At 42.3% G+C, this 22,687-nt stretch carries 21 protein-coding genes; 6 read left to right on the top strand and 15 right to left on the bottom strand.

What is annotated here, in order from left to right; all coding sequences use genetic code 11:
* Nucleotides 1–9 precede the first annotated feature (9 nt).
* Genes tssC (C1S73_RS22990) through tagH form a run of 11 tightly spaced genes read right to left on the bottom strand, consistent with a single transcriptional unit; the run spans nucleotide 10 to nucleotide 14,023 of the window.
* Nucleotides 10–1,521, bottom strand: coding sequence for a type VI secretion system contractile sheath large subunit (gene tssC / locus C1S73_RS22990; protein ID WP_038867693.1), 1,512 nt, complete (start codon nucleotides 1,519–1,521; stop codon nucleotides 10–12).
* Nucleotides 1,522–1,579: 58 nt separating this feature from the next.
* A complete protein-coding gene (gene tssC, locus C1S73_RS22985; RefSeq protein ID WP_038867695.1) occupies nucleotides 1,580–3,073 on the bottom strand; it encodes a type VI secretion system contractile sheath large subunit in 1,494 nt (497 codons plus the stop codon).
* Nucleotides 3,073–3,603, bottom strand: coding sequence for a type VI secretion system contractile sheath small subunit (tssB, locus tag C1S73_RS22980; RefSeq protein ID WP_038867697.1), 531 nt, complete (start codon nucleotides 3,601–3,603; stop codon nucleotides 3,073–3,075). The genes tssC (C1S73_RS22985) and tssB overlap by 1 nt, the downstream gene beginning before the upstream one ends.
* A gap of 15 nt (nucleotides 3,604–3,618) precedes the next feature.
* Entirely contained in the window at nucleotides 3,619–4,731 is a 1,113-nt protein-coding gene (gene tssA / locus C1S73_RS22975; RefSeq protein WP_038867699.1) for a type VI secretion system protein TssA, read from the bottom strand.
* Nucleotides 4,724–5,518, bottom strand: coding sequence for a PP2C family protein-serine/threonine phosphatase (locus C1S73_RS22970; protein WP_038867701.1), 795 nt, complete (start codon nucleotides 5,516–5,518; stop codon nucleotides 4,724–4,726). The genes tssA and C1S73_RS22970 overlap by 8 nt, the downstream gene beginning before the upstream one ends.
* A gap of 8 nt (nucleotides 5,519–5,526) precedes the next feature.
* Nucleotides 5,527–6,222: a type VI secretion system-associated protein TagF gene (gene tagF, locus C1S73_RS22965; protein WP_038867703.1), complete on the bottom strand. Its 696-nt coding sequence runs from the start codon at nucleotides 6,220–6,222 to the stop codon at nucleotides 5,527–5,529.
* Nucleotides 6,204–9,722 (bottom strand): type VI secretion system membrane subunit TssM, encoded by a 3,519-nt coding sequence (gene tssM, locus C1S73_RS22960; protein WP_038867705.1) that lies wholly within the window; start codon nucleotides 9,720–9,722, stop codon nucleotides 6,204–6,206. The genes tagF and tssM overlap by 19 nt, the downstream gene beginning before the upstream one ends.
* Nucleotides 9,723–9,736: 14 nt before the next feature.
* Nucleotides 9,737–11,026: a type VI secretion system protein TssL, long form gene (gene tssL / locus C1S73_RS22955; protein WP_038867707.1), complete on the bottom strand. Its 1,290-nt coding sequence runs from the start codon at nucleotides 11,024–11,026 to the stop codon at nucleotides 9,737–9,739.
* A 14-nt stretch (nucleotides 11,027–11,040) separates the two neighbouring features.
* The gene (gene tssK / locus C1S73_RS22950; RefSeq protein WP_081634757.1) at nucleotides 11,041–12,366 is read right to left on the bottom strand and encodes a type VI secretion system baseplate subunit TssK; all 1,326 of its coding nucleotides are present in this window, start codon (nucleotides 12,364–12,366) and stop codon (nucleotides 11,041–11,043) included.
* 16 nt (nucleotides 12,367–12,382) lie between these two features.
* Nucleotides 12,383–12,838 carry a type VI secretion system lipoprotein TssJ gene (gene tssJ, locus C1S73_RS22945; RefSeq protein ID WP_038867710.1) on the bottom strand — a complete coding sequence of 152 codons (456 nt, stop codon included), beginning with the start codon at nucleotides 12,836–12,838 and terminating at the stop codon, nucleotides 12,383–12,385.
* A 9-nt stretch (nucleotides 12,839–12,847) separates the two neighbouring features.
* Complete coding sequence (tagH, locus tag C1S73_RS22940; protein ID WP_038867712.1) at nucleotides 12,848–14,023, bottom strand: type VI secretion system-associated FHA domain protein TagH; 1,176 nt, start codon at nucleotides 14,021–14,023, stop codon at nucleotides 12,848–12,850.
* A gap of 319 nt (nucleotides 14,024–14,342) precedes the next feature.
* Here tagH and C1S73_RS22935 point away from each other — a divergent pair, with 319 nt between their 5' ends.
* The 4 genes from C1S73_RS22935 (at nucleotide 14,343) to C1S73_RS22920 (ending at nucleotide 18,725) form a co-directional block, all read left to right on the top strand.
* Nucleotides 14,343–16,487, top strand: a complete 2,145-nt coding sequence (locus C1S73_RS22935; protein ID WP_038867714.1) for a serine/threonine-protein kinase — start codon at nucleotides 14,343–14,345, stop codon at nucleotides 16,485–16,487.
* Nucleotides 16,488–16,608: 121 nt separating this feature from the next.
* Nucleotides 16,609–18,153, top strand: coding sequence for a response regulator (locus C1S73_RS22930; protein ID WP_038867715.1), 1,545 nt, complete (start codon nucleotides 16,609–16,611; stop codon nucleotides 18,151–18,153).
* A gap of 3 nt (nucleotides 18,154–18,156) precedes the next feature.
* Complete coding sequence (locus C1S73_RS22925; RefSeq protein ID WP_038867718.1) at nucleotides 18,157–18,492, top strand: Hpt domain-containing protein; 336 nt, start codon at nucleotides 18,157–18,159, stop codon at nucleotides 18,490–18,492.
* A gap of 44 nt (nucleotides 18,493–18,536) precedes the next feature.
* Nucleotides 18,537–18,725, top strand: a complete 189-nt coding sequence (locus C1S73_RS22920) for a hypothetical protein (RefSeq protein ID WP_038867720.1) — start codon at nucleotides 18,537–18,539, stop codon at nucleotides 18,723–18,725.
* A 144-nt stretch (nucleotides 18,726–18,869) separates the two neighbouring features.
* On the opposite strand, the gene C1S73_RS22915 is transcribed toward C1S73_RS22920, so the two are convergent.
* The 3 genes from C1S73_RS22915 to C1S73_RS22905 all read right to left on the bottom strand — a co-directional run bounded on the left by C1S73_RS22915 (nucleotide 18,870) and on the right by C1S73_RS22905 (nucleotide 20,412).
* Nucleotides 18,870–19,316 (bottom strand): GNAT family N-acetyltransferase, encoded by a 447-nt coding sequence (locus C1S73_RS22915; protein ID WP_038867721.1) that lies wholly within the window; start codon nucleotides 19,314–19,316, stop codon nucleotides 18,870–18,872.
* A gap of 207 nt (nucleotides 19,317–19,523) precedes the next feature.
* Nucleotides 19,524–19,913, bottom strand: a complete 390-nt coding sequence (locus C1S73_RS22910; RefSeq protein ID WP_038867723.1) for a MazG nucleotide pyrophosphohydrolase domain-containing protein — start codon at nucleotides 19,911–19,913, stop codon at nucleotides 19,524–19,526.
* Nucleotides 19,914–19,923: 10 nt separating this feature from the next.
* Complete coding sequence (locus tag C1S73_RS22905; protein ID WP_038867725.1) at nucleotides 19,924–20,412, bottom strand: hypothetical protein; 489 nt, start codon at nucleotides 20,410–20,412, stop codon at nucleotides 19,924–19,926.
* Nucleotides 20,413–20,703: 291 nt separating this feature from the next.
* Between C1S73_RS22905 and gloA the strand changes: the two genes are divergently transcribed.
* The gene (gloA, locus tag C1S73_RS22900) at nucleotides 20,704–21,090 is read left to right on the top strand and encodes a lactoylglutathione lyase (protein ID WP_038867726.1); all 387 of its coding nucleotides are present in this window, start codon (nucleotides 20,704–20,706) and stop codon (nucleotides 21,088–21,090) included.
* Nucleotides 21,091–21,101: 11 nt separating this feature from the next.
* The gene (locus tag C1S73_RS22895; protein WP_038867729.1) at nucleotides 21,102–22,202 is read left to right on the top strand and encodes an alkene reductase; all 1,101 of its coding nucleotides are present in this window, start codon (nucleotides 21,102–21,104) and stop codon (nucleotides 22,200–22,202) included.
* 103 nt (nucleotides 22,203–22,305) lie between these two features.
* Here C1S73_RS22895 and C1S73_RS22890 read toward each other — a convergent pair whose 3' ends face one another.
* On the bottom strand, nucleotides 22,306–22,581 hold the full coding sequence (locus tag C1S73_RS22890; protein WP_038867732.1) for a hypothetical protein: 276 nt from the start codon (nucleotides 22,579–22,581) through the stop codon (nucleotides 22,306–22,308).
* Nucleotides 22,582–22,687 lie beyond the last annotated feature (106 nt).

The raw sequence follows: 22,687 nt of genomic DNA, 5'->3' as shown, positions 1-22,687 counted from the left end.
TTTGATTCCTTACACCACCTTTTCTGGTGATAACTCCGTTATTAATTTGATCGCCGATACCATTTGATCGAGTTGAAAATGAGGACGTAAATGAATCACCGAATAATAATGCCCCGGCGCATCACGCTTTTCTTTCACCGCGATACTTGCCTCGTTCAGGGGGTACTTAGCCCTAAGCTCATCGGACGCCTCATCAGAAGCAGTCGTGTATTGGTGTAACCAATGCTGAAAATCTCGTTGTATTGCAGACGAATCTTGGTAACTACCAATCTTGTCCCGTCCCATCACTTTGATGTAATGAGCAATTCGAGATACACAGAGGGTATACTGCAACATCGATGATAATTTCGCGTTTACGCTGATGTGCGCTTCTTGGTATCGCGGTGGTTCATGTAGAGAAACATTCGATGTCATCCCAATCATGTCTGTTTCCGGTACAGGGGTAAGTGACATGAAACCGTTATCTGCTAAAACCTGCTCTCGTGACTCAGAAAGCTTTACGTTTAAAGGGCTTCTATCACGTGAATTTTTCACATTAAACTGAATCTGACTACGCGTTGGAGCGAGAACAAGGCCTTGAGTATAGTCGCCTTTTTTTATTCCTCTCATGTGAGTAAACCAACCGTGTTCCTGATACGTTCTTATTGCAATGGCACCGAAGCTATATGCTGCGCTTCCCCATAAAAGTTGTGTTTCTGAGTCGTCAATTCTCTCTTCAAACTGAAAACTTTCCGCTCGTGTGCCATCGCTGCCATGCGGCTGGCGAAACAAGACATTTGGTGCAGTGATACCGATAAATTTCGACTCTTCTGATTCTCGTAGCCTTCGCCACTTCCCATATTCCACTTGTTCAAATTGAGTCGAAATATCACCAATCGCTGAAAGCTCAGAAAAACGATTCACCCCAAAAACACCCGGTGTCGCTGACAATATAAAAGGGCTAAATGCTGCAGCCGCTGATTGAGATACCTTACTCAATACAGATAAATCACGATCAAAATGGTTAGTAACAGGGTCGTGACGAAGCTCGTAATCACCAATGACTAACCCAAAAGGCTCTCCACCTGGTGTTCCATATTCGTTTTGATACAGAAGTTTAAACAATGCAGACTGATCAAATTCGATCGCTTTTAATGCGTCTTTACTGATTTCGTCCCATGTTACTGAAAGGAGCTTTACCTTAACTTCTTCTGATGATTGCCCATCGACCTGAGCACATAAATAGCGAAGGCCGATCCAACTGCGCTCTAACTTCTGGAAAGCACAATGATGGATTATCTCATTGAGTTGTTTTTCGAGTAGCTCATCAATCTCGTCTATAGCACTCGTCAGGCTATGTCGAAAACTCGCCATGTTTGGACTTTTAGTACCTTCCAACCATACTTTTGCCGAATGTAGTGAATCCATTGAGTCGATAAATTTATTCATCCAATGGCTATCAAGTTCCGCACACCCAAGGGGACTAAATTCGTGCTTCAATTCACTTGGGTCTAAGAAATTTAATGACGTATGTTTGCGCATGTATCAAGCCTATTCCGCTAGAAAGTGTGGTTGGCCAAGACAGCCAACCACAACGTGCTTAACCACCCGATTGCGGGATTTTTGCCACCAAACGAAGTGATGTGGTGAGCTCTTCCATTTGTAGCCAAGGTTTCAACCAAGCCACAGCATTGTAAGAACCTGGTGCACCCGGAATCTCTTTGACTTGAACACGAGCATCTGCCAACGGATATTTTGCTCTGATCTCTTGACCACCACCTTCAGAAGCATTGACGTAACTTAGGATCCAGCGGTTAAGCCACGATTCCACGTCCTCAGCCTCCATGAAGCTGCCAATTTTGTCACGGGCCATGACTTTCAAATAATGCGCAAAACGTGACGTTGCCATCATATAAGGTAGGCGAGCCGAAATAGCCGCATTAGCAGTGGCATCCGGCGAATCATGGTTGGCTGCTTTTTGGCAAGTTTGAGCACCGAAGAACACCGCATAATTGGTGTTTTTGTAGTGACACAATGGTAGGAAACCAAGTTTACCTAGTTCCGCTTCACGTCGGTCTGTAATGCCAATTTCAGTTGGGCATTTCATATCAGGATCGCCATCATCACTCATGAAGAAGTGTGTCGGTAAGTTATCCACTCGACCTCCCCCTTCAGCACCACGAATGGCAGTACAGAAACCATATTTAGAAAACGCGTCTGTAAGCTTTGCCCCCAACACGTAAGAAGAGTTCATCCAACAGTAATCATTATGCTCAGCATTAGTCGCGATACCTGAAACTGAGTCGACTTCAAACTCCTCGAAACCAAACTCTTCCACCGGAGAAGTCGCTTGACCATAAGGTAAACGAGCTAATACTTTGGGCATGGTTAAGCTTACAAAGCGTGAGTCCGCACTCTCTCGGAATGAACGCCATTGTGCGTATTCAAGAGATTCAAAAACTTTATCTAAATCACGTGGCTTCGAAAGCTCTGTCCACTCATCAAAACCAAACAAAGCTGGTGAAGCGGCGGACAAGAATGGAGAGAAACCTGAAGCGGCCACATTCGACATTAAACGAAGTGATTCAATGTCTTCTGGATGGTTAGTAAATTCATAGTCACCAATCAAAGCGCCGTATGGTTCACCGCCGGCACTACCGAACTCAGACTCATAGACCTTCTTAAAGATTTGGCTTTGGTCGAACTCTACCGCTTTACTCAAGTCTTTATGAAGCTCTTTCTTAGTAATACTGATCATACGAACCTTTAAGGTAGAGCTCGTATCAGAGTTCATCACTAAGTAATTGAGACCACGCCAAGAGCCCTCTAGTTTTTGTAACTCAGGGTGATGCATAACTTCAGACAATTGCTCTGAGATTTGCTGGTCTAGCAAATTAATGGCTTCACGGAATGTCACTGTTAAGTTCTTATTCCAAGTTACAGTGCCTTTCATCGCTTCTTCTGCCAGCGTTTTTATCAGCTCTTGCGCTCGAGAGGATTCTGTCTGCTTCGTCGCTCCGATCGCTTGTTCCAAAAATGAAGACGCTTGCTGGCTAACTGTTGGATCTAGTTGCTTTTCAACTTGTGTAGTCATTACTGAGCTCCTTCTGGATTATCTGAAGGAGCAGGCTCACTAAGTTTGAGTTCACCCGCTAGTTTAGTAAGGTTCTCAGTGTTGTTCAGAACATCCTCTAGAATGTTTTCTAGCTCCTCAGAACGGTCGACTTTCGTCATTAAATCACGGAGTTTGTTGCGCGTTTCCATTAACTGACGCAACGGATCCACTTGATTCACAATCGCCGCAGGTTCAAAATCTTGCATCGATTTGAAACTTAAATCGACCTCGAATTGAGAATCATCGTTTGCTAATTTGTTCGCGACTTTAAACTTTACTGATGGGCTCATCTTTTTAAGTACATCATCAAAGTTGTCACGATCGATCTGAATAAAACGACGGTCTTTAAGTGGTTTCAAGGCTTCTGTATTTTGGCCTGCAAAATCACCCATTACACCGACAACAAAAGGAAGCTCTTTTTTTAGCGTTGTCCCTTCGGTTTCAACATCATAAGTAATGTGAACACGAGGCTTCCTCACTCGTGACAGTTTCGAGTGGATACTCGTCATACCGTTCTCCCTTTCTTAATTTTCATTTTGTTCTGCTATGCCAACTAAACGGAAATAACTTTTCTTTGCATCCCCGTCGGATATCAATTCCGCCAGTAATTCAGGCAGAGGCATTCCACACCAACGAATAATCTGTTCGATGGAGTAAGAAACTGGTGAATGTGGCTCACTCTCTCTAAAGAAGTCAGCGACCTGTTGCAATTGTTCAATGGCTTGCTCACGAGACTGCATATTAGTTGTTAGTAGTGCTTGTGGTTGGAGAGGTGAAGACTGTTCTTGCACTTCGATTTCACCGTCATATTCATTTAGTTCTGCAACTACTTTAGGCGTCTTAAATCGGCTACCTAACAAATGCTTAAGTGCCGAGTGTATTGAATCTAATTTTTTTGATATGTAAGAACTTGGGGTGACGTCACCAACCGCTTCATCAAGTTTTTCGCTGAACTGACTGAAAGCAATCATTGCAAATTCCAAATCACCAATCAGTTGCTGGTAAAATTCATCCGACGTGGCTTTTACGGTTTCTGCAATTTTCGACATCTCCACTGCACCTTGGTCAACTTTTGAACGACGCTTGTCTTCATCTAACCGTTCTAGCTCAACAGCTTGTTGGTACTCCCAGAATGCATATGCTTGTTCTATACCCACATCTGTTAGCGGCACCGAGGCAATTGGAAAAATCAATGTACCTTCATTATCAATGCCATTTAGTCCGATGATCGAGGAAGTTCGGGTTTCCATGCCATCTTCATCCGGCATTGGGTACAATTGATCCCAGTACTTTTCGATGTAAGTCGTTGCCAATTGGTATCCAAGGCCTAATCCACGAAAGCCATGAATTCGAGTTAATGCTTCAATAAGCCAAGCTACGAATTCCAAGTCTTTAGATTGTGAAGCGAGAATATCAGGAACCTCATCAACAAATACACGCCATAAGTTGGTATGAGTAAGGATGCTTTCCTCTTCGATGATGGCATTTCGCTCTGCATTACGTGCCGCCATTCTATGATCTTTTAAACGATAGTAAGCCGACTGGGGGGAGACATCTTCGCGAGGATCGATACCAGTTGGATTTTCCTCAGAGATAGGCTCAAGAGCTACATCGTACCAATCAAACATATCACTCATGCAACCTTCCTCTTAAGAAGACTGGAATCGTCGCGTCTTCGTGTCGTGGCAATTCAATTTCATTCTCTGCTTTACACACTTTCACCAACGCACACGTGACATTGTCACTCGCACCACGTACTAAGGCTGAATGCATGAGGGCTAATCCAGCTTGATTGACAGAATCTGCATACAAGGTTTTGTGCATTTCTTCGTTGGTCAGTTCTTTAGATAAGCCATCACTACATAGCAGGAACTGGTCACCGTCCGCGAGCTGTCCAGAGATTTGATCTATGGTCACTTCTTCATCTACTCCCACCGCACGAGTTATCACATTTGCAAGCGGATGAGACTCTGCGTCTTCAAATGCGAGTAGCCCCTGCTCAACCAAATCCATCACTTGGCTGTGATCACGTGTTCTTTGTGAGAAAGTACTCGCTCTTAATTGATAAATACGACTATCACCAACCCATAAACAATGGTAATAACCGTCTTGCACTAACAGCAAAACGAGTGTGGTTCCCATTGTTTTCCCCTCTAACTGGGCTTGTGCATAATGGTAAATTTCTCGGTTTGCTTGCTGGACCACATATCTTAGTTCATCGATTCCAAACGAGTCTGAATCTTTTACATAACGCGCGATACGATCGACCAGCATCTGACTTGCGATATCGCCAGCACTGTGCCCCCCCATCCCGTCAGCGACGACCCAAACACCATGATCAGACATATCAAGCAAAGCGTCTTCGTTGTGCGGCCTCACCTTTCCAGGATGTGTTTTGGCAAACGTAAAATAGTTCCAATCCATTATTATTCCTACCAATTCCACTTGTGCCATTGGCCGTCTAACATTGCCGAGAACTGCCCTATAGAAGGGAGCCCTGAACTTACAAACATACACGGTTCAACCTTGGACGATCCCTCTGTCCACCAAAAGCAAGGCGCTTTGTTTTGCTGTTTTATTAACGCACTAAGCAATGCAGTTGATGTCAAAGCTTCGTTTTGGGAAAACACCGTTGAGAGCTCACTTCGATACATTTCGGATATCGGTGAGACTTCAATGTCAATTTTAGAAAGCGTGTCGCTAGGCTGATTCAAATTTTGTGTCCATGCATCAAAAACGAAAGCGTCGTCAAGAACAGCGAGTGCTAGATCTTGACTATCTCTCCCCCAACCATTGTTCGACCAATACTGTGTCGCATCTCCTTTGACCGCGCGAGCAACAGTAAAAAAGAAGTAGCGTCCAGAAGCATCAACACTTGGTATCATGCTACCGATGTAAGTCGCCTCTTCCATATAGCTGACATCTAGAGCAAAGTTCCACACTGGTGACGTAAGAAAACACTCGTCCCACTGTTCACCAAGCTGCTCTCGACTGACCGCAATAATCGCTTGCTGCCAATCATGCCAACGATTGGTAAAAGATTGTGGCAATCCATGCTTAACAAAATCACCTTTCACTGGCATTTTGCCAACATAACCCCAGCTTGGACTTATAAGGTTTGCGGACATCGGAATCTCTCCATCTCATTCGACCAAAACGGATTAATAGCACTTGTCGGGATAAGCTCTAACTGAACCTTGTTCCCTTTTAGGTCAATCATCACGATATTGTCTTTTCTTGATTCAGGCCTTGCTTTAAGCGACTGATCTAAAAGCTTAAAGATTCCCCATTCACCTTCATAGGTATGCGCAATTTCGCGATTGGATTCAGGTGGTGTAAACACGATTCGAGTTTGATCTTGACCTGCTGGCCAACTTAGCGCTTTCGCTCTTGCTGGCCCGTGTTTATAGACGAGATCTTGAGTTCCTAACTCCAGCACAAAACGCGTAATATGCTGGTCGAGATAGACTGGCTTCATTCCAAAATCGACACGTAATGAATTATCGGATTCAAAAAACGTTTGCCTGATTCGCTTAGCCCGTTGAAATACCACCAATGTTTCCTGTCGAACGCCAATCTCTTTCTCAAATGTCCAACGTCTTGAGGAAGTATCAACGAAAGGTTCTAAATACTCGTTGAAGAATGAGTCCATTGTCCCGCCATACCCAAAGAAACGCTTAAAGTCTTTTAATCTCACTTCTTTTGCCGCATTTGGAACAAATGGATAACGACCAGCGATTGAACTACGATAAGGTTTAATGACTTGCGTTAACCACAATTGATTAAGGTGATCCTTAGATCCGCTTTCTGCAAACTTAACCGATTCCTGAGACAATTCTCCTAGCCATTGATTAAACGGTTTAGGCAATAACTCTTGTGCTCGTTCAAATGACGACGCCACATCCTGTGTTACTGTGCCATCCAAAATGCTCTTGTACGCTATTTTTTGATTGTTTCCAGAGCTCGATAAATCTGACAAGTACGACCTTAAATTAATCATGGCCTGCTGAATATCAGCATAATCCTGCTCACCCAAACGGAGCACAGCTGTAAAATGCTGTTCTACTTGTTTACCCGGTAAAGCGACATTAAAGGTGTTTTCTTCAGGTAAATACATATCTAGCTTATCTGCGGTATTAGAGAACTTAACTTTTGCTACTTTACCAGCGACCTCAGAAGCGGCTTTTTGATTGTCAGACAATACAACCTTCGTCAGTCCAACTTCCTTCTGAATCGCACGCAATAAAGATTCAATAGGCCTTTCTACGCCAGCTAAGACTCTTGCTTGTTCAGAGGCAAACTCTAAGTTGGGCGCTTGCTTTAATTGAATGTCTTGAATCAAATCCTTCCATTCATTGACATAATCTTGGTAATACCTGTTTTGTACACCTTCAATAGCGCTCGCATGATCTATCTCGTGAGCTTGTAAGTCATCACCATAGACCCAATTTTCTTCCATCAACCCTTTCACCGTTCGGTTGATTTGAATTTGAAAAATACTATGGAAGCCGTTGTAGGTATAAAAGCCTGAAATACCCTGAGACAAAGGCTTTCCGCTGATACGCTCGAATTGCTCCAGTCCCTTCGGGCCGAGGACATCAGTTAAACGAAATGACGGTACATGGCTCTTTGAAAACTGAATTTTCATTCTTTGGTACGCACGTTCTGGCAATGACATCTCAGTTAATATGTCCCTTGCACTAGCAACAACATCATCTTGAAAAACAAGACCGCGTTCATTACTCTCCAGCAGATGTTGTGTATGAACCATAAGGCGCCCTCTTAACGCCTCATTAAGCACTCCTGGATATTGGCGTTCAAAATAAAAACGAAACCACGCTAGCACTTCTTCTTGCTGATATTTATCAGGGTTAAACAACATTAGGTAGGTTTTTAGAGTTTCATAGAGATATTGTCGATGTGCCTGGTTGCTCTCCATCTCATTGACTAAGCTGCGAGTAACCATTGGGGAAAAATGTTGGGCCAAGGCTGCAATGTAAGCGCTATTCGCGGCTTGAGAAACTTTGTCCCCCTGATAAAGACCAAATTTTTTAATGGTGTCGCTCTCTCCGTACTGGCTCTGTTTTCCAAGAGGTAATGTCATAATACGATCTAGCGTTTCCACAGCACTGATAATATCTGATTCGAAATCCAGACTGTCGGCACCAATCATGGCGTTAACATGGCCAGTCTGACGATTAGTCTCTTTAATAAGTTCTTTATTCCATTGATAACTTGTGGCCCAAGCAACAGTGGCTCCCACGAGCGTAATCGTACAACCGATGTATACCCCTTTATGGAGCCAACTGGACTTTCTTTGGTAATGACGATTCACCGTCCCTAACAATTGTTCTTTGAAAATCACACGGTCAAATAGACTCTTAACAAAAAAACTATGTGAGCCGGTACTGTGTGAGGTTAATGGCAAATTGCCCAATCCCAGCCCATTTGTAGATTCACTCATCAATCGATTCATAGGCGCCCCCTCTTGAACCGAGCTAACCATGAAAACACCTCGAATTAAGGCAGGTTCCTCAAAGCTGTTTTGTGAAAAGATCTCGGCTAGAAATTCGTCTAAGTTGGCCTGTATTACTCGTAACTGCTTCGGAAACTCAAATATTAGCGCTCGCTTATCGAGATCGTCTTCTGTTTCGAGAATGCGTAACATCCGTGCATCTAGACGTTCCAGCATCTGATGGAACTCTCGGTTAAACAGAGAAATCACTCCGCGTTCATCATCGCATTCTTGAGGGAACATAAAACCAAACAAATCGTCACGTTCTTCTTTACTCAAATCCGAGAAATACTCATTAAAGCCAGCAACGAGATCCATTTTCGTCAACAAGACATAAATTGGGAATTGCATACCAAGTTGGTTTTTAAGCTCTTGTAAACGAGATTTAATGGCTCTGGCATGAAGACTTCGTTCAGTACGAGTTTGAGACATGACACTTGCTAAACTGACCGTGACAATTGCGCCGTTGATTGGTCTTTGTGTACGGTATTTTTTCAATAACCCCAGAAAGCCATGCCATGCTTTTGAGTCAACTGTCTCTTGGCTATCTTGAGTAGTGTAACGACCAGCGGTATCAATCAATACGGCTTTGTTCGCAAACCACCAATCACAATGTCGTGTTCCCCCCACACCCGCGACCGAATCTGACCCTGTAGAGTTAGCTAACGGGAATTCCAGCCCAGACTGCTTCAAAATCGTGGTTTTTCCAGTACCCGGAGGACCGATTAGTACATACCACGGTAAGTCATATAGGCTACGTTTACCTTTATGGGTTTTAGTGACAATCTTGATCGCTTGCTCTATACGATCACGCATTAAATCAACTTCGGTGGCAGCTTCTTTGTCTGATTGACTATCAAGTTCAAGCAAAGTCTGGATACTTTCATCCTCTTTCACTTTCTGTTTATGCTGCTTGGTCAGGTTGAATACTCCCCAAACAAACACCAAGATAAGAATTGTGACTAAGCGTTGGAAATCTGTCTTTAGTGGCTCATAGCCAGCGACAATAATTAAAGGACCGACCGCCCAAATAAAAATGGAACACGCCGCAACGCCAATAAGGCCGATAAACCAGCGCTGAGTGAAGACTCTGCCTACTTCTCGGATACTCATATCTCTCACTTTTCCTAGTTTGCGACAATCAAGTCAATTTCGATACGACGGTTCAACGCTCTATTGTCAGAACTGGTGTTTTCCACCAAAGGTCTCGCATCACCTAACCCTTCAGGTAGCACTCTTCCTTCCAGCCCACTATTTGCAATCAACTGGTCTGACATGGCAGTGGCTCTTGCCAAAGATAGATGCCAATTAGAAGGATATTTACTGGTGAAGATAGGGTTATCATCCGTATGGCCGGTAACAAGAATTTTGCCTTCTGTCGCTTCAAGAGTACGTGCTATTTTGGAAACAACGGGTTGTATGTAAGCAACAACATCTGCACTTCCTGACTCAAATAAGTCTTGCGCTTTCAACGATATTCTTACGCGGTCGGGTAACGCTTCTACCGTAACCAATCCTTTATTCATTTCCGTCGCAAGATACATAGAGATACGATCCGCCACAGGTTGAACCTTCGACTCAAGCTCCGCTGACGAGACTTGCCTATCCGGCTGGATCAAATTAACCAAATTCGAAAACGTTCGATTGGAAGCACTATTCAAGTCATAGCTAAGGTACATAAAAACGCACACTAAAATTGCCGAGGTAACCGAGCATACAACCCACAATGGTGCTCGTTCTGACATTTGGGAACCTGTAAGCGTGCGCTTATCAATATTGGCACTCATTTCTTTTGCAGTACCACGCCCATAGGACTTAAGAATGCTCATGATTTGCTTTCTAAGACGTCGATGATTTTCTAAGCCATTTTTCTCTAAACGGTATTGCCCGACAAAACCAAGCGACAAGCAAACATACATCAACTCTAACAAATCGAGCTGCGACTCTGGCTGAGACAGTGCATTATCAAGATGTTTGAAAAAGGCTTCTCCACCCTGACTGCTCGAATAAAATGAACTCAATAAAGAATCATGACTCCATGTAGATTGGCTTCCCCAATGGGTATTCAATACCGCCTCATCAATTGAGCAACATAAACAGTACCGTGCTGTATCAATGGTTTCTAATTCAACGTTATGTTGGCGCAGTCGGTTTTCGTAGTCTCTCAGTTTCTGTGCGAGTGTTTCCTTTAGAAACAACACATCCGAATGTGAGGCCGTTGATCGAATTTGCCCTACCATTGATAAGATACCGTTGGCTTCAGCCAAAATTGGGTTGAGTCCAAAAGCAACGACTGAGTCGTTATTAACGATCTCAGGGCTTTTAGAGATCACAACCGTGCTATCTACTGGCTTTACGTCTGGTTGTTTTAAATTTGGTCGCCCACCCGGTGTGGGTTTGATTATCGTTTGTTCCATAATGACGAAGCCTGTTATTGGCTAATGCTCCAAAGTTCAATGTCAGCATTCGGGAAGTGACCAGAAAGTTGTAGCGCGATGCCGCCACTTTCTCGCAGCCTCATCCAGAACGGTCCCTTTTTCACAACCTCGAAGTACACATAGCCCGTTTGATAAGGTATTTGTCTTGGAACAACACTCAAAGGCGCAACACTGATACCGTTGATTTGATTGTTAATGAGATCGCGTATTTGCTCTGCAGGCCCTAACTTAAGCTGAGCAGGCACTAAGCGTCGTATTTCATCGGTGGTTGTATCAGCCTTAACCGCGAGTACAAACTGGCAAGACTCCAGTAAGCGTTTATCTGGCAGAGGTGTCACTTGGATGCCATATTGACGTATTTCAAGTGGTAACTTATTCGCCGTTTGGTCTAAAACGACACTTAAGTACTGGCTGAGTATCTGATTAATCTCATGAAACACACTGGAAAGATCGAAGTGATCGTATTTTTTTAGTTCCGGAACACGTTTGTTCTTACTCGAAAACGTCGATAACTCACCGATATAACCATGCAGTAGTGCTACTAAATCTAAAGGATGTACCTGTTCTAGTTCGGAAAAGTGACGTAAAACAACTTCATAGCGGTTCAACATCTGCAGCATAATAAAATCGACCGCAGAAGCGGAAGCCGCCTTACCCTGAACCAAACGCTGAGACACAACGTCTGCACGGATCTTTGTCATTGCAAGTACGTTACGTAAACATGTGGTTATAACAGCACTATTCAGAATATTTATGTGTGGTGGGATGTATTCTTCATCAAGAATGACTGCCCCTTCATCGGATACTTCTTTGATTTTGAAAATCGGCAATTCAATAAAGCCAGACTGCTTCTCATTACTTGCTGCTAGCTCCAGATTAATCGCGGTTACTTGAATGCACTCTTCATCTTCCCCAGTTAAAACATCGACAACATCCAAATCTTTTAGAAGATAACGTGAAACCAATTCCTCACTTTTATCAGAGACCAATCGTTGTTTTAAGCTAAACGCCGGGACAACGATTTTGACCAACGTTTGATGGGTGCCTTTTTTTACGAATAACGGCGTTATGCTCGCATCACCTTTTTTCCATTGAACGAGAGTCATGTCTGGCAGGATCGCATCGATCTTTTCTATCTCAATAACCCCTTCTTTTAAAGCGGTAGAATTGATTAGGCTCGATGATACGCCCCAATTGTATGCGTGCTGTAAGTGAACTAGCCCTTTGTATTCGTGAGCAGTTGCTCGTTCACTTTGCTGGAAATGTTGAGGACGCAAAAACATCCCCTCACACCAAGCGGTATGGGAAAAGTGTGTCATTGAATAGTCACCAAGATTATTTCACGAACAAAGACAGGTCTTCTAAGTGGATTTGATAGGTGTTGTAACCTGTCTTTTCAACTTCGATCACTTGCCTCCAATTCGAGTTTTCGATGTCTCGAAACGCAGCCACTAAGCCGAGATACTCTGTCTGGGGAGACATACTGGCTTGGTAAACCTCCTTTTGACCTGGCGTTAGGGATATCTCAAATTTGTTGACTAAATCGGGGCCCAGAACTTTGTCATAGCTTTCGTATATCGAGAAAAAGTCCTGACTTTCAAATACCGTTGGTGATGTAAGTTCGAAAATATATATAACAACTGGTGACGGCCTCCCATTGGAATCTGGATTGATATTATGGCTCGCCGTTATTTCTAAATCTGCATAAGGGTCAACCACTAAGTTTGCCGCTGAACACCCAATGAGAGTCACTGTTAATATCAGTAATACTATTCTTTTAACTAATTTCATAATTAGACCTTAACTATCACGTCTTAGAGCGTTTTCATAATGCTTGGCAAAGTCATCTAAATAAAAAAGATTCTCTTTATTCACAACGTCGTTGGTTAGTTGGTTATAAATAACCTCGAACCTTTTCCAACTTTTATAATACTTTCTTGTCGGAATCACTTTATTAAACAAACTATCATTAGAAAGTGACTCAGAATATATTAAAGATGGATCAACTAATGACATAACACTTATTACCGTCCCATTCACACCTTGCATTAATGCTTGTTCATGGTTTTCAATATCCTTAAATGCCTCTTTTATTGCCGAATCAGGCGGCATAAAACTCGCTGTTTTCCGGTTATAAAGATTATGCATAGCGTCTTCTAAATTGGCCGAGAATTTGAGTGGATTATTCTCAGATTTTCTAAATGCGGTATGATTTAAGCGATTAGTCTGTTTGAATTCAGCTCGATTGTGTAAAGTCTCCATTAATCCTGTAAGCATTAAAGAAAAAGACTCTCCTAGCTGCTGAAACCACATCTCTCTCTGCTCGTCAGGTACCATATTCGGACTAATACCCAATCCGCGAATGAACGCGTCAGCCTCATTACAGGCACTCAGTTTTTGGCGAGTTTTGTTCGGTTCTTCTGTGACGAGACGTGATATATCTTGTTCTTGCTGAGGAGGAATCGAGGGCTCAATAAAGTCATCCATTAAGCCAATATCTAACTGATACTCATTGGAAACACAGTCCTCTAAGAGTTCAGAAGCGCTTATGCCAAAGTCACTATGATTGAAATTACTGCTAGCGCCTTCGTTAAAGGATTCATTTGATTCAACACTTTGAACTGGCACCTGTTCTAAACACTTCTCCTGAACGCTAACCTGAATTTGATAATCGCCGAGGGTCACCACATCATCATGAGCTAGAGCGATTTCATTGCCCTGTCCGATTGGACTGACTGAGTTGTTCACGAATGTACCGTTGGTCGATAAGTCTTTGATCAAATACTTGTCACCAAACTTGATAATTTCACCATGCTTACCTGAAATGACTCTTTCTGGATCGGGAAGTGTCCAGTCACATTGTTCAGAGCGGCCAAAGGAAATTTTTTCGTGTTCGCCGCTTGCGTCAAAGATGAACTCGCCTTCTATCTCAGGAGTGAACTTATGAAAACTCGTTATGGTTAAAACCAACGTCATGTAAACCTCGCCAAAGGGACTGCTTAATATTTGTGTTTCATTCTTTATGTTTAGATCGTTTGTTTATTAACAATTAAGTTATTATCGACCCATAAAATAATATTTATATTTCAAGAACGGAATAATGAATTAATTTTCTAGCAAAGCAATCAGGTATTTTTACTCAGAACAAAATATACAACGAGGTTCAAATTTTTGACACTTCAATTTACACGCGTCAAAAAACCGATGTTAGCTTGACCGAGAAATCAAAAAGTCATCATTTTTCATGAGTTATTAGACTATATATTTTCACCATCATTTATACGGAGCCTCTGTGATGGAAGACCAAAGTAAAAACAATTCTATAAATAAAGATACGAGCGGTGATAAAACAAAAATTGTAAAGACTCAAAAAAGAGAAAATACAGTTGATAAGATTGTTGACTCAAATTATGAAGGCTCCGCCCAATTAAATAATGAGACAAATACAAAAATGTCTCAAAATCAAAACACTTATTCTCTAGATAATAAAATAGACAATACTTCATGCAATCAAAGAGAACCTTCAACATCGCAGTCTTTAGTTGGTGAAACCATCAAGAGTCGCTATGAAATTGAATCGCTTATTGGGCACGGCGGGTTGTGCGATGTTTACTTGGCAAAAGATAAAATCCTTGAGTCATCAGGGACTGATAAACCTTACGTCGCATTAAAAATTCTTCAGGAGGAGTTCTCTTCCCAACCTGAAACCGCACGAATGTTGATTCGAGAAGCACAGCAAACTCAAAAACTCAGCCATCCTAACATAATTCGTGTTTACGACTTTGGCGTTGATGGCGACGTGTATTTTCTCGTCATGGAGTATGTGGATGGTGAAACTTTAGAAACTCTGATTCAGCGCTCTCGCCCTGATGGTCTTAAATTTAAGGCCGCGCTGTCTATTTTAAATGAAACTCTGAATGCTCTCGCGTATGCCCACTCTCTAGGCGTGGTTCATGCCGACCTTAAGCCTGCGAACATCATTCTTACCTCAGAAGGAAAAGTTAAACTTCTAGACTTTGGTGTATCCAAAACTCAACAGTTAAAGCACGACCAATATGCCGCTAAACGTAAAACCCAAGAAAGTGATACTCTGGGGTTTACGCCAAACTACGCTTCACTTGATATTCTCTCAGGAAACGATCCTCAGTTTAGTGATGATATTTTTGCTCTTTGTTGCATTACCTATGAATTATTGAGTTGTAAACACCCTTACGCACGCACACCGGTTGACGAAGCACTAAAGAAAAATGTTCGCGTCACTAAGCCCGCTCATTTCCCGCTCACGAAATGGTCTTTAGTCTCGAAAGTGCTAAATAAAGGACTCGCACCAACGGACCTTAGTGCAGAACTCCTTAAACAGCACATAAACAAAACGAGATGGCCAGTTTATACAAGTGTCGCAGCATCGCTTGTCGTCGCAACGCTTTTAGGGTTGGTATATCAAGATCAACAAGACCAGCTCACTCAACTTGAGGCTGCATTAAACCAGCAAACAAAGCATATTAGTTCAGCACAAGCACTACTCGATACCGCGCCAGAAAACACGAAATCTCTTATCGATTCACAACATGATCTGCATCCGGTGATCAAAGCGGGCTTTTTAAGGCTGTATAAGCCCTACCTACTTGGTGCTTACGAATCAAAGATTGATGATGTACTTAACTCTGATGTTAGTACTTATCCCAATTACGACCAGATTGAGGAAATTCTTCAACAAGCTAAAGTCTACTATCCTGACTCCCATAAAATTGAAGTGCTTGCACTGGATATTCAATCGAGTAAGCATTCAACGTTACTTTCTATCGCGAGGCAAATTAACAGCCAGTTAGAGAAATCAAGCTACACCCAAATTGAAGGCTCCAAGTCAATTTATGACCTAAAACAAGAATTACATCAAATTCATCAAGAGTACCCGTTTGTGCCAAGTTCACTTGCAAGCGAGGTCTTCGGCCAGCACTTAAATGAAGCGTTACAGCTAAGAGATGCAGCCGCACTTGTCACTTTAATCAAAGTTGGAAATACCTTTTTTGCCGATTCTGATGAGCACCGCCAAAACATCGCAATCAGTAATGCGATGAAAGATGCAGTTTTAGAAATGAAACTCTTTGAGACAGCAAAAGACAGTCAAAATCCATTGCCATTCCCGGCCGATGCTGCTCGCTTACTCTATCAAGAAGAATTTGAAGGGCTCTACTACCGTTTGAAGCAAGCGAGAACAACCGTCAATCTCGACAAATTGGTTAAAGATATTGACCTATTTTCTGAAAACTTTCCGACGGGATTTCAAGATATTAACGACTTAAGATTTCAAACGGCGGATAAGTACCTGCAATTCTCAGACATCCTCTTGAACAAACGGAAGTCGACAAGTGCAAGAAGAGCGATGAAAAAAGCGAACGAGCTGCTAAGAAGAATAGAAACGGACTCTGTGCAGAGTTAATTCACGCAAATGTTGATGGGGGGCATGTTGCCCCTTTTTAATCTTAGAAACAGCTTGCCTTTATGCAATCCGATGACTAATTTTATTTTAGAGTGTACTAATCTGTAAAATTGGAAGAAGTTTGACCGCAGGGAAGATTGAAGTCGAGAACATTGGTATTTTGGTGATAGATGACTGCTCAACCTCATCGACGTTGATCAGGCATCAACTTGTTGCGCTTGGCGCAAAAATCGCCAACATCACTTGTGTAAACAGCGCACAAGAAGCACTCGCCGCGGTCAAAACTCGCTTCTATTCTTTCATTGTGATGGATTACCACCTATCGACGAAACTGACTGGCTTAGATCTGATCAATTTAATGAGCCGCGCAAAACTCATTTCAGAGACGACAGCGGTATTGATGATCTCTGGCGACGCTACTCAAGAGACTGTTTTGACGGCTTTGTCTGGCCGAGTTCGTCACTTACTCACCAAGCCACTGCAAACCAAAGCGTTAAAGAACAAAATGCTAGCAGCGCTGCAAGAACAACATCAACTGGCAGACGTGGGAAATCAACTAAGTAAGATTGAAAGACCTACCCTCGCCGATATCGCTCAACTGCATAAAAAGCATACACAAAGCGTGTGCGTGGAATCTTTACTTATCGATACACTCATAGAAACGAAGCAATTTGATGTACTCGAAAACTTTCTACCTTTTTGTACAGAAAAGGAACACGCAAGTCGTATCTGTGCAGAAGCTTTCGTACAGCACAAGAAAGGAAATATTCGTGAAGCAGTCACTATCCTTGCTGATTATGTCACACGAAACCCACTTTGCTTGCGTGCCATAGATAACCTCGTGGGCCTTTATGAAAGTCTCGGCCAACAAAATAATGCGTCTATATTGGCTAATCGCGCTTTTGAGCTCACACCAAGTAGTAGTATCAGATTAGTAACCGTATCAAGAATCCTTGCCAAACTAGGCCAAATTGATCGGCTGTACGATGTAGGTTATATGTACGCTTCAAATGTTTCTTCTACAGATTCACAATGGCTATCAGCGATGAACGCCTATGTCGACATCATCAGCGAGCACTTTAAAACACTCCGCTCGTCGAATGAGAAGAAACGTGTTCTTTTGAAACTTAATGATTTTTGCTTGCTGGCCGAAAAGCAATTGAATCGAAACCAGCAGATTGATCTCGCCGCATTCAAACAAATGATGCAATGTAAGTTACTTTTGCTGGAATCACGACCAGAACACGCGCACAAAAAATTGATGCAATCTCTGAGCTATTACTACTCTGTGCCAAGTAAAACCCCCTTATTGCTGTTAAAGCAAGCGATACCATTGATGGACTTTTTTGGTGAATTTGCAATAAAGCAGAGCTTACTTACCTTAGTGGCGGCTAAGTCTGGCATTCCTTTAAAAGGCCACCCCCAGCACAATTCGAAAGAACCAAAGTTTCGACAAAAGTATCCCTTTTCAACTGAGCTGAGACTAAAAGACCTTTCCGACAACAACATATCAGCACCTAATATCATCTTGGATGAAAGTATCGAATTTCTATCGCAACGACCACTCCCCCCAAACTGGTCGAACTGGTTGAAGGATTACCTTTCCGGCTCCTACTCAACTCAATTACCTTTGCCTTTTAACTTACACATACCACAGTGGAGATGAGAGATGATTAACTTCGAAGTACTTAACACCTACATGGATAACGATGTCGATATTATCTTTGCTGTTTTCTCAACCTACATGGAAGACTACGAAGATGGTTTAGACAGAATTAATAAACTCAATGCAGAACAAAACTGGTCGGAACTATTCCTTCTTTCTCATAGTTTGAAAGGCATACTTTCAAGCTTTGGAGAAGAAGCGGCAGTCTCCGCTCTTGGTAAAGTTGAAGAACACACACGTGACAATATCGCTCCCGATAACGCAGATATCGCTATAATTAATAAAGAGCTTGTCACCATTAATAAACAAATTAACGATTATTTAGTCAATATGGACTAAGACCATTAGAAAATTATAAAACGTCAACGGGGAAAAGCTAGGCTATGAACACAAACCACTTCAAAGATTTGATTGACTCCTTAAAGGATCTCACACCAACTCAAAAAAAATACTTGATAAGTAAGACACGGTTATCTTTGGAACAGAGTGATATTTTACAAAAGAAAGATCTACTCACTCCTGAGGAACTGGAAGCGCTACTTGCTCCTATGCCAACGACAAATACTAAATAAATGCGATTAAGTTAGTGAGATAGTAAGATTTGCACATCAACAGACCAATGAATGAGAGTCTGATTTTCATCGCTAAACTATCGACAGAGTAAAACGCTAAAGGGCAAGCACCAACTACGATGCTTGCTCTTTTCACATGCCTTGTCATATTGGTTCAAGGCTGATAATAGCGAGCATATCTTCGCCATCTTCGTCCATACCAACTTCCATAAAACCAAACTGAGAGTAAAACGTTTTTGCTATGGGGTTGTTTGGGTTGTAACAAATTTCAATCTGACGGAGGCTTTCAGTCTGTTTGATTTCCTCTAGCGCCTTATGAAGAGCTATACGCCCTATGCCTTTCGCTTGATATTTGGCATCAATCATAAAACGCCAAATAGAGATTTTTTCTTTTGTTTCCCGAACCCACATAAAAAAGCCGACAACTTGTTCATCTTGGTAAATGGCACGAGTTACGTGCGTATCGTTATAGAATGATTCCACCAGCGACCACATGTTACAAGCGACATAAGACTCTTGCTCTTTAGTAACATCGAGTTCACTGACGGACTCATAGTTTTCCTTTGTTATCTCGCGTAGAGATACCTCCATCAAACACCTTCCCTGGTCCTTTACTAGTGTGACATTTGAGCAACTTGGATATTTCTTACATGTAGCCTAACCAATCCAAATAACCCATTCCCGGCGGTTCACCTTTTATGATTTGATGTAAAGATCATCCAGTTGTTCAAAAGGGACACCATAGTTTTTTGTACTTTTGAATTCTTGACTAAGCGCTTTTAGCAGTAAAATAAGTATTTAGTCAGTTTCATTGTTGTTGCCTCGTTTCGAGTCGAATTCATTCTTCAATTTTGACTTTTGTTCAGCCTTTACTTCTGCCCAACTCTTCCCATTTTCAATGGCAGTCACACGTGCTTGGTATTTTTCAACGGCGCGTTCAATCACAGACCGAGCGTCAATGCCCTGTTCTTTTTCTAAGGCCATCAGAAGATTAAGATAATTCCACAACACGTCTCCCAGTTCGTCCTCTAAAAAGCATGTTCTCCCTTTGACTTCCTCATCTCTCACTTCTTCCAACTCCGAGTATATCCCTTCGAAGTAAGTGACGGAGCCCTGATACCAAGTATTGTTTTCATCGTAGTTTGACTTACGCTGAGCAATCTCAAACAAGGCGGTAAACTTGTCCATTATCTCTCCGCTATTGAGCTTGCTGTTGAATTCGTTCAAGCTCTCGAATGTCGATGAGATCCACTTCTCTTGAGAGAACACGCTTGTAATCGATTAACCTTGTAATATCGATCACTGAAAGCTTCATTCCATTAAAATCACAAATAACATTTGCTGCGTAGTCAATTTCCAGCGTCGCCCACTCTTTGTTTTTTGAGCTAAATATTCGCGTTCCTGGGCTAAGGCCGATTTCAATTTTTTGTTGGCCATAAATAAGCTGTAAGTACTCAAGATCCCAGCCTTCTTCCTGATAGTGCTTAAGTGGCTTACTGATATAAGGCGCAATATGGGGAAGCAATTTTTCAGAATCTTGTTTCTGGATGTACAGATCGATATCCGCAATAGGTCGTGATCCACCGTGCAAATGGGCAGCAAAACCGCCGACGATTTGATAAGTAATCTGGTTAGAATCTAATATCCCTTTTAGCCACGTCATGGCCTTTAACACGGATTGATTCATTTTCCCTCCTAAAATCTATTCCCAATACGTCTGTATGAAGCTATTAGCACTCTAAATAATCTGATTTGAAAAGAAAAGCCAAACTTATCAGTTAAATACATAGATAAAATGCAATCAATAAATCATTTACGTTAAAAAGCAGTTCAATAACAATAAATTATAAAAACAATAATCAATGATAATTTTATGTTTCAAAGGCAACCTTATATATTTAGGCTCATAACGTCGCCATTAGGTACTTAGCAATAACAGAAAAGTTAAGCGCCAAGCGAAAACAAAAGAAGGCTATATATGAAATTTCTTCACACTATGATCCGTGTTGCTGATCTTGATAAATCCATTGAGTTCTATACCAAAGTGCTTGGTATGGCTGAACTGAACCGCTTCGAGAACACTGAATACCGTTACACATTAGTTTTTGTTGGTAACGCAAACCAACCAGACGGTGCAACGATCGAACTGACTTATAACTGGGATACAGACAGCTATGAACTCGGAAACGCGTTTGGTCATATGGCTTTAGGTTGTGAAGATATCTATTCGGCATGCGACAAAATCAAAGCACTTGGCGGCAATATCACACGTGAGCCAGGTCCGATGAAAGGCGGCGAAACGCATATCGCTTTCATCAAAGATCCAGATGGTTACCAAATCGAATTGATTCAAACGAGCAAATAACGAGGCTTATTATGAAAGATGTACTGTTCCAACCTGTTCAACTTGGTGCTCTAACACTTCAAAACCGCATCGTTATGCCGCCAATGACGCGTTCACGTGCTAGTCAACCGGGTAATGCTGCAAATGAGATCATGGCAGAGTATTACGCTCAGCGCGCATCTGCTGGTTTGATTGTCGCGGAGGGCACTCAAATCTCACCAATGGGTCAAGGTTACGCTTGGACTCCTGGTATTTATAGCCAAGAACAAATTGCTGGTTGGAAAAAAGTAACGAATGCCGTTCACGCAATAGGCGGCGCTATCTTTGCCCAACTTTGGCACGTTGGTCGCGTAACCCACCCTGACAACATCGGGGGTGAACAACCAATTTCTTCTTCCGCATTGAAAGCAGAAAATGTGAAAGTATTCATCGACAATGGTGGCGACGAACCAGGTTTTGTAGATGTTGTCGAGCCACGTGAAATGACCAAAGCAGATATCAAAGCCGTTGTAGAAGAATATCGTCAAGCTGCGCTTAATGCGATTGAAGCAGGTTTTGATGGCATAGAACTACACGCTGCTAATGGTTACCTTGTTAACCAGTTCATCGATTCAGAAGCTAATAACCGCACAGACGAATATGGTGGTTCCATTGAAAATCGTCTTCGTTTCCTTGGTGACGTTGTCGAAGCGATGATACAAGCTATCGGCGCTGAACGTGTGGGCGTTCGACTTGCTCCATTTACTTCACTCAACGGTACGGTAGATAAAACCCCTGTACAAACGTACACTGCCGCCGCTGCCTTACTTAATACGCTTAACGTTGTGTACATCCACATTGCAGAAGTAGACTGGGACGACGCGCCAGATACACCAGCTGAATTTAAAACTGCAGTTCGTGAAGCTTACAAAGGCACCATTATTTACGCTGGTCGTTACAACACTGAAAAAGCGGCAGCAGCACTAAAAAGTGGTCTTGCAGATATGGTGGGGTTCGGCCGTCCATTCATCGCAAACCCTGACTTACCGAACCGAATTAAATACGACTACCCGTTAGCTGCACACGATCCTGCAACCTTGTTTGGTGGTGCCGAGAAAGGCTTACTTGACTACCCAGAATATCAAGTAAGTTAGCGTTTCCGTTCATAAAAATAAAAGAACCCCGCTCTTTAGACGGGGTTCTTTTGTAAGTCGGATCAGCGTGACGTCGAAAAAGAAGCTAAGACTGCCACATTGTTTATCTTCTTTGGCATGTCGTACAACCACGACATGCTGAGCGTGTCGTTTTATCTAATAAACTGCGCTGTACTTTGCAGTAAGCATTTTTAAACGCACGACGGGCAGAAAACCAATCGTCCGGCTTGCTCATAATTAAATAACCATTAGACCGCTTTACAAGTTCGATACGGTGTTTGTCTATGAAGCGACTATCAAAACCAATATCAAAGTACTCTAGCGCTTCTTCTATACAGGTAAAGCTAGCAATTTTTGTCTGAATATCGCTTTCACTCATTGACTTATTAATTCTAAATCTTTTGCTAATAACTGAACACTGAGTGTAGTGCGCTTTTCAATTTCAATCTTTGATTTCATACAGTGTCTACCCTTATCTCTGCTGC

Origin of the sequence: Vibrio jasicida 090810c (assembly GCF_002887615.1) — a bacterium.
Lineage (GTDB): Bacteria > Pseudomonadota > Gammaproteobacteria > Enterobacterales > Vibrionaceae > Vibrio > Vibrio jasicida.
The sequence above is the reverse complement of the archived record's forward strand: the minus strand, read 5'-3'. Positions and strand labels throughout refer to the sequence as shown.

Coding starts and splice junctions, on each gene's coding strand:
- tssC (WP_038867693.1), bottom strand. CDS start 1,521: ATGCGCAAACATACGTCATTAAATTTCTTAGACCCAAGTGAATTGAAG.
- tssC (WP_038867695.1), bottom strand. CDS start 3,073: ATGACTACACAAGTTGAAAAGCAACTAGATCCAACAGTTAGCCAGCAA.
- tssB (WP_038867697.1), bottom strand. CDS start 3,603: ATGACGAGTATCCACTCGAAACTGTCACGAGTGAGGAAGCCTCGTGTT.
- tssA (WP_038867699.1), bottom strand. CDS start 4,731: ATGAGTGATATGTTTGATTGGTACGATGTAGCTCTTGAGCCTATCTCT.
- C1S73_RS22970 (WP_038867701.1), bottom strand. CDS start 5,518: ATGGATTGGAACTATTTTACGTTTGCCAAAACACATCCTGGAAAGGTG.
- tagF (WP_038867703.1), bottom strand. CDS start 6,222: ATGTCCGCAAACCTTATAAGTCCAAGCTGGGGTTATGTTGGCAAAATG.
- tssM (WP_038867705.1), bottom strand. CDS start 9,722: ATGAGTATCCGAGAAGTAGGCAGAGTCTTCACTCAGCGCTGGTTTATC.
- tssL (WP_038867707.1), bottom strand. CDS start 11,026: ATGGAACAAACGATAATCAAACCCACACCGGGTGGGCGACCAAATTTA.
- tssK (WP_081634757.1), bottom strand. CDS start 12,366: ATGACACACTTTTCCCATACCGCTTGGTGTGAGGGGATGTTTTTGCGT.
- tssJ (WP_038867710.1), bottom strand. CDS start 12,838: ATGAAATTAGTTAAAAGAATAGTATTACTGATATTAACAGTGACTCTC.
- tagH (WP_038867712.1), bottom strand. CDS start 14,023: ATGACGTTGGTTTTAACCATAACGAGTTTTCATAAGTTCACTCCTGAG.
- C1S73_RS22935 (WP_038867714.1), top strand. CDS start 14,343: ATGGAAGACCAAAGTAAAAACAATTCTATAAATAAAGATACGAGCGGT.
- C1S73_RS22925 (WP_038867718.1), top strand. CDS start 18,157: ATGATTAACTTCGAAGTACTTAACACCTACATGGATAACGATGTCGAT.
- C1S73_RS22920 (WP_038867720.1), top strand. CDS start 18,537: ATGAACACAAACCACTTCAAAGATTTGATTGACTCCTTAAAGGATCTC.
- C1S73_RS22915 (WP_038867721.1), bottom strand. CDS start 19,316: ATGGAGGTATCTCTACGCGAGATAACAAAGGAAAACTATGAGTCCGTC.
- C1S73_RS22910 (WP_038867723.1), bottom strand. CDS start 19,913: ATGGACAAGTTTACCGCCTTGTTTGAGATTGCTCAGCGTAAGTCAAAC.
- C1S73_RS22905 (WP_038867725.1), bottom strand. CDS start 20,412: ATGAATCAATCCGTGTTAAAGGCCATGACGTGGCTAAAAGGGATATTA.
- gloA (WP_038867726.1), top strand. CDS start 20,704: ATGAAATTTCTTCACACTATGATCCGTGTTGCTGATCTTGATAAATCC.
- C1S73_RS22895 (WP_038867729.1), top strand. CDS start 21,102: ATGAAAGATGTACTGTTCCAACCTGTTCAACTTGGTGCTCTAACACTT.
- C1S73_RS22890 (WP_038867732.1), bottom strand. CDS start 22,581: ATGAGTGAAAGCGATATTCAGACAAAAATTGCTAGCTTTACCTGTATA.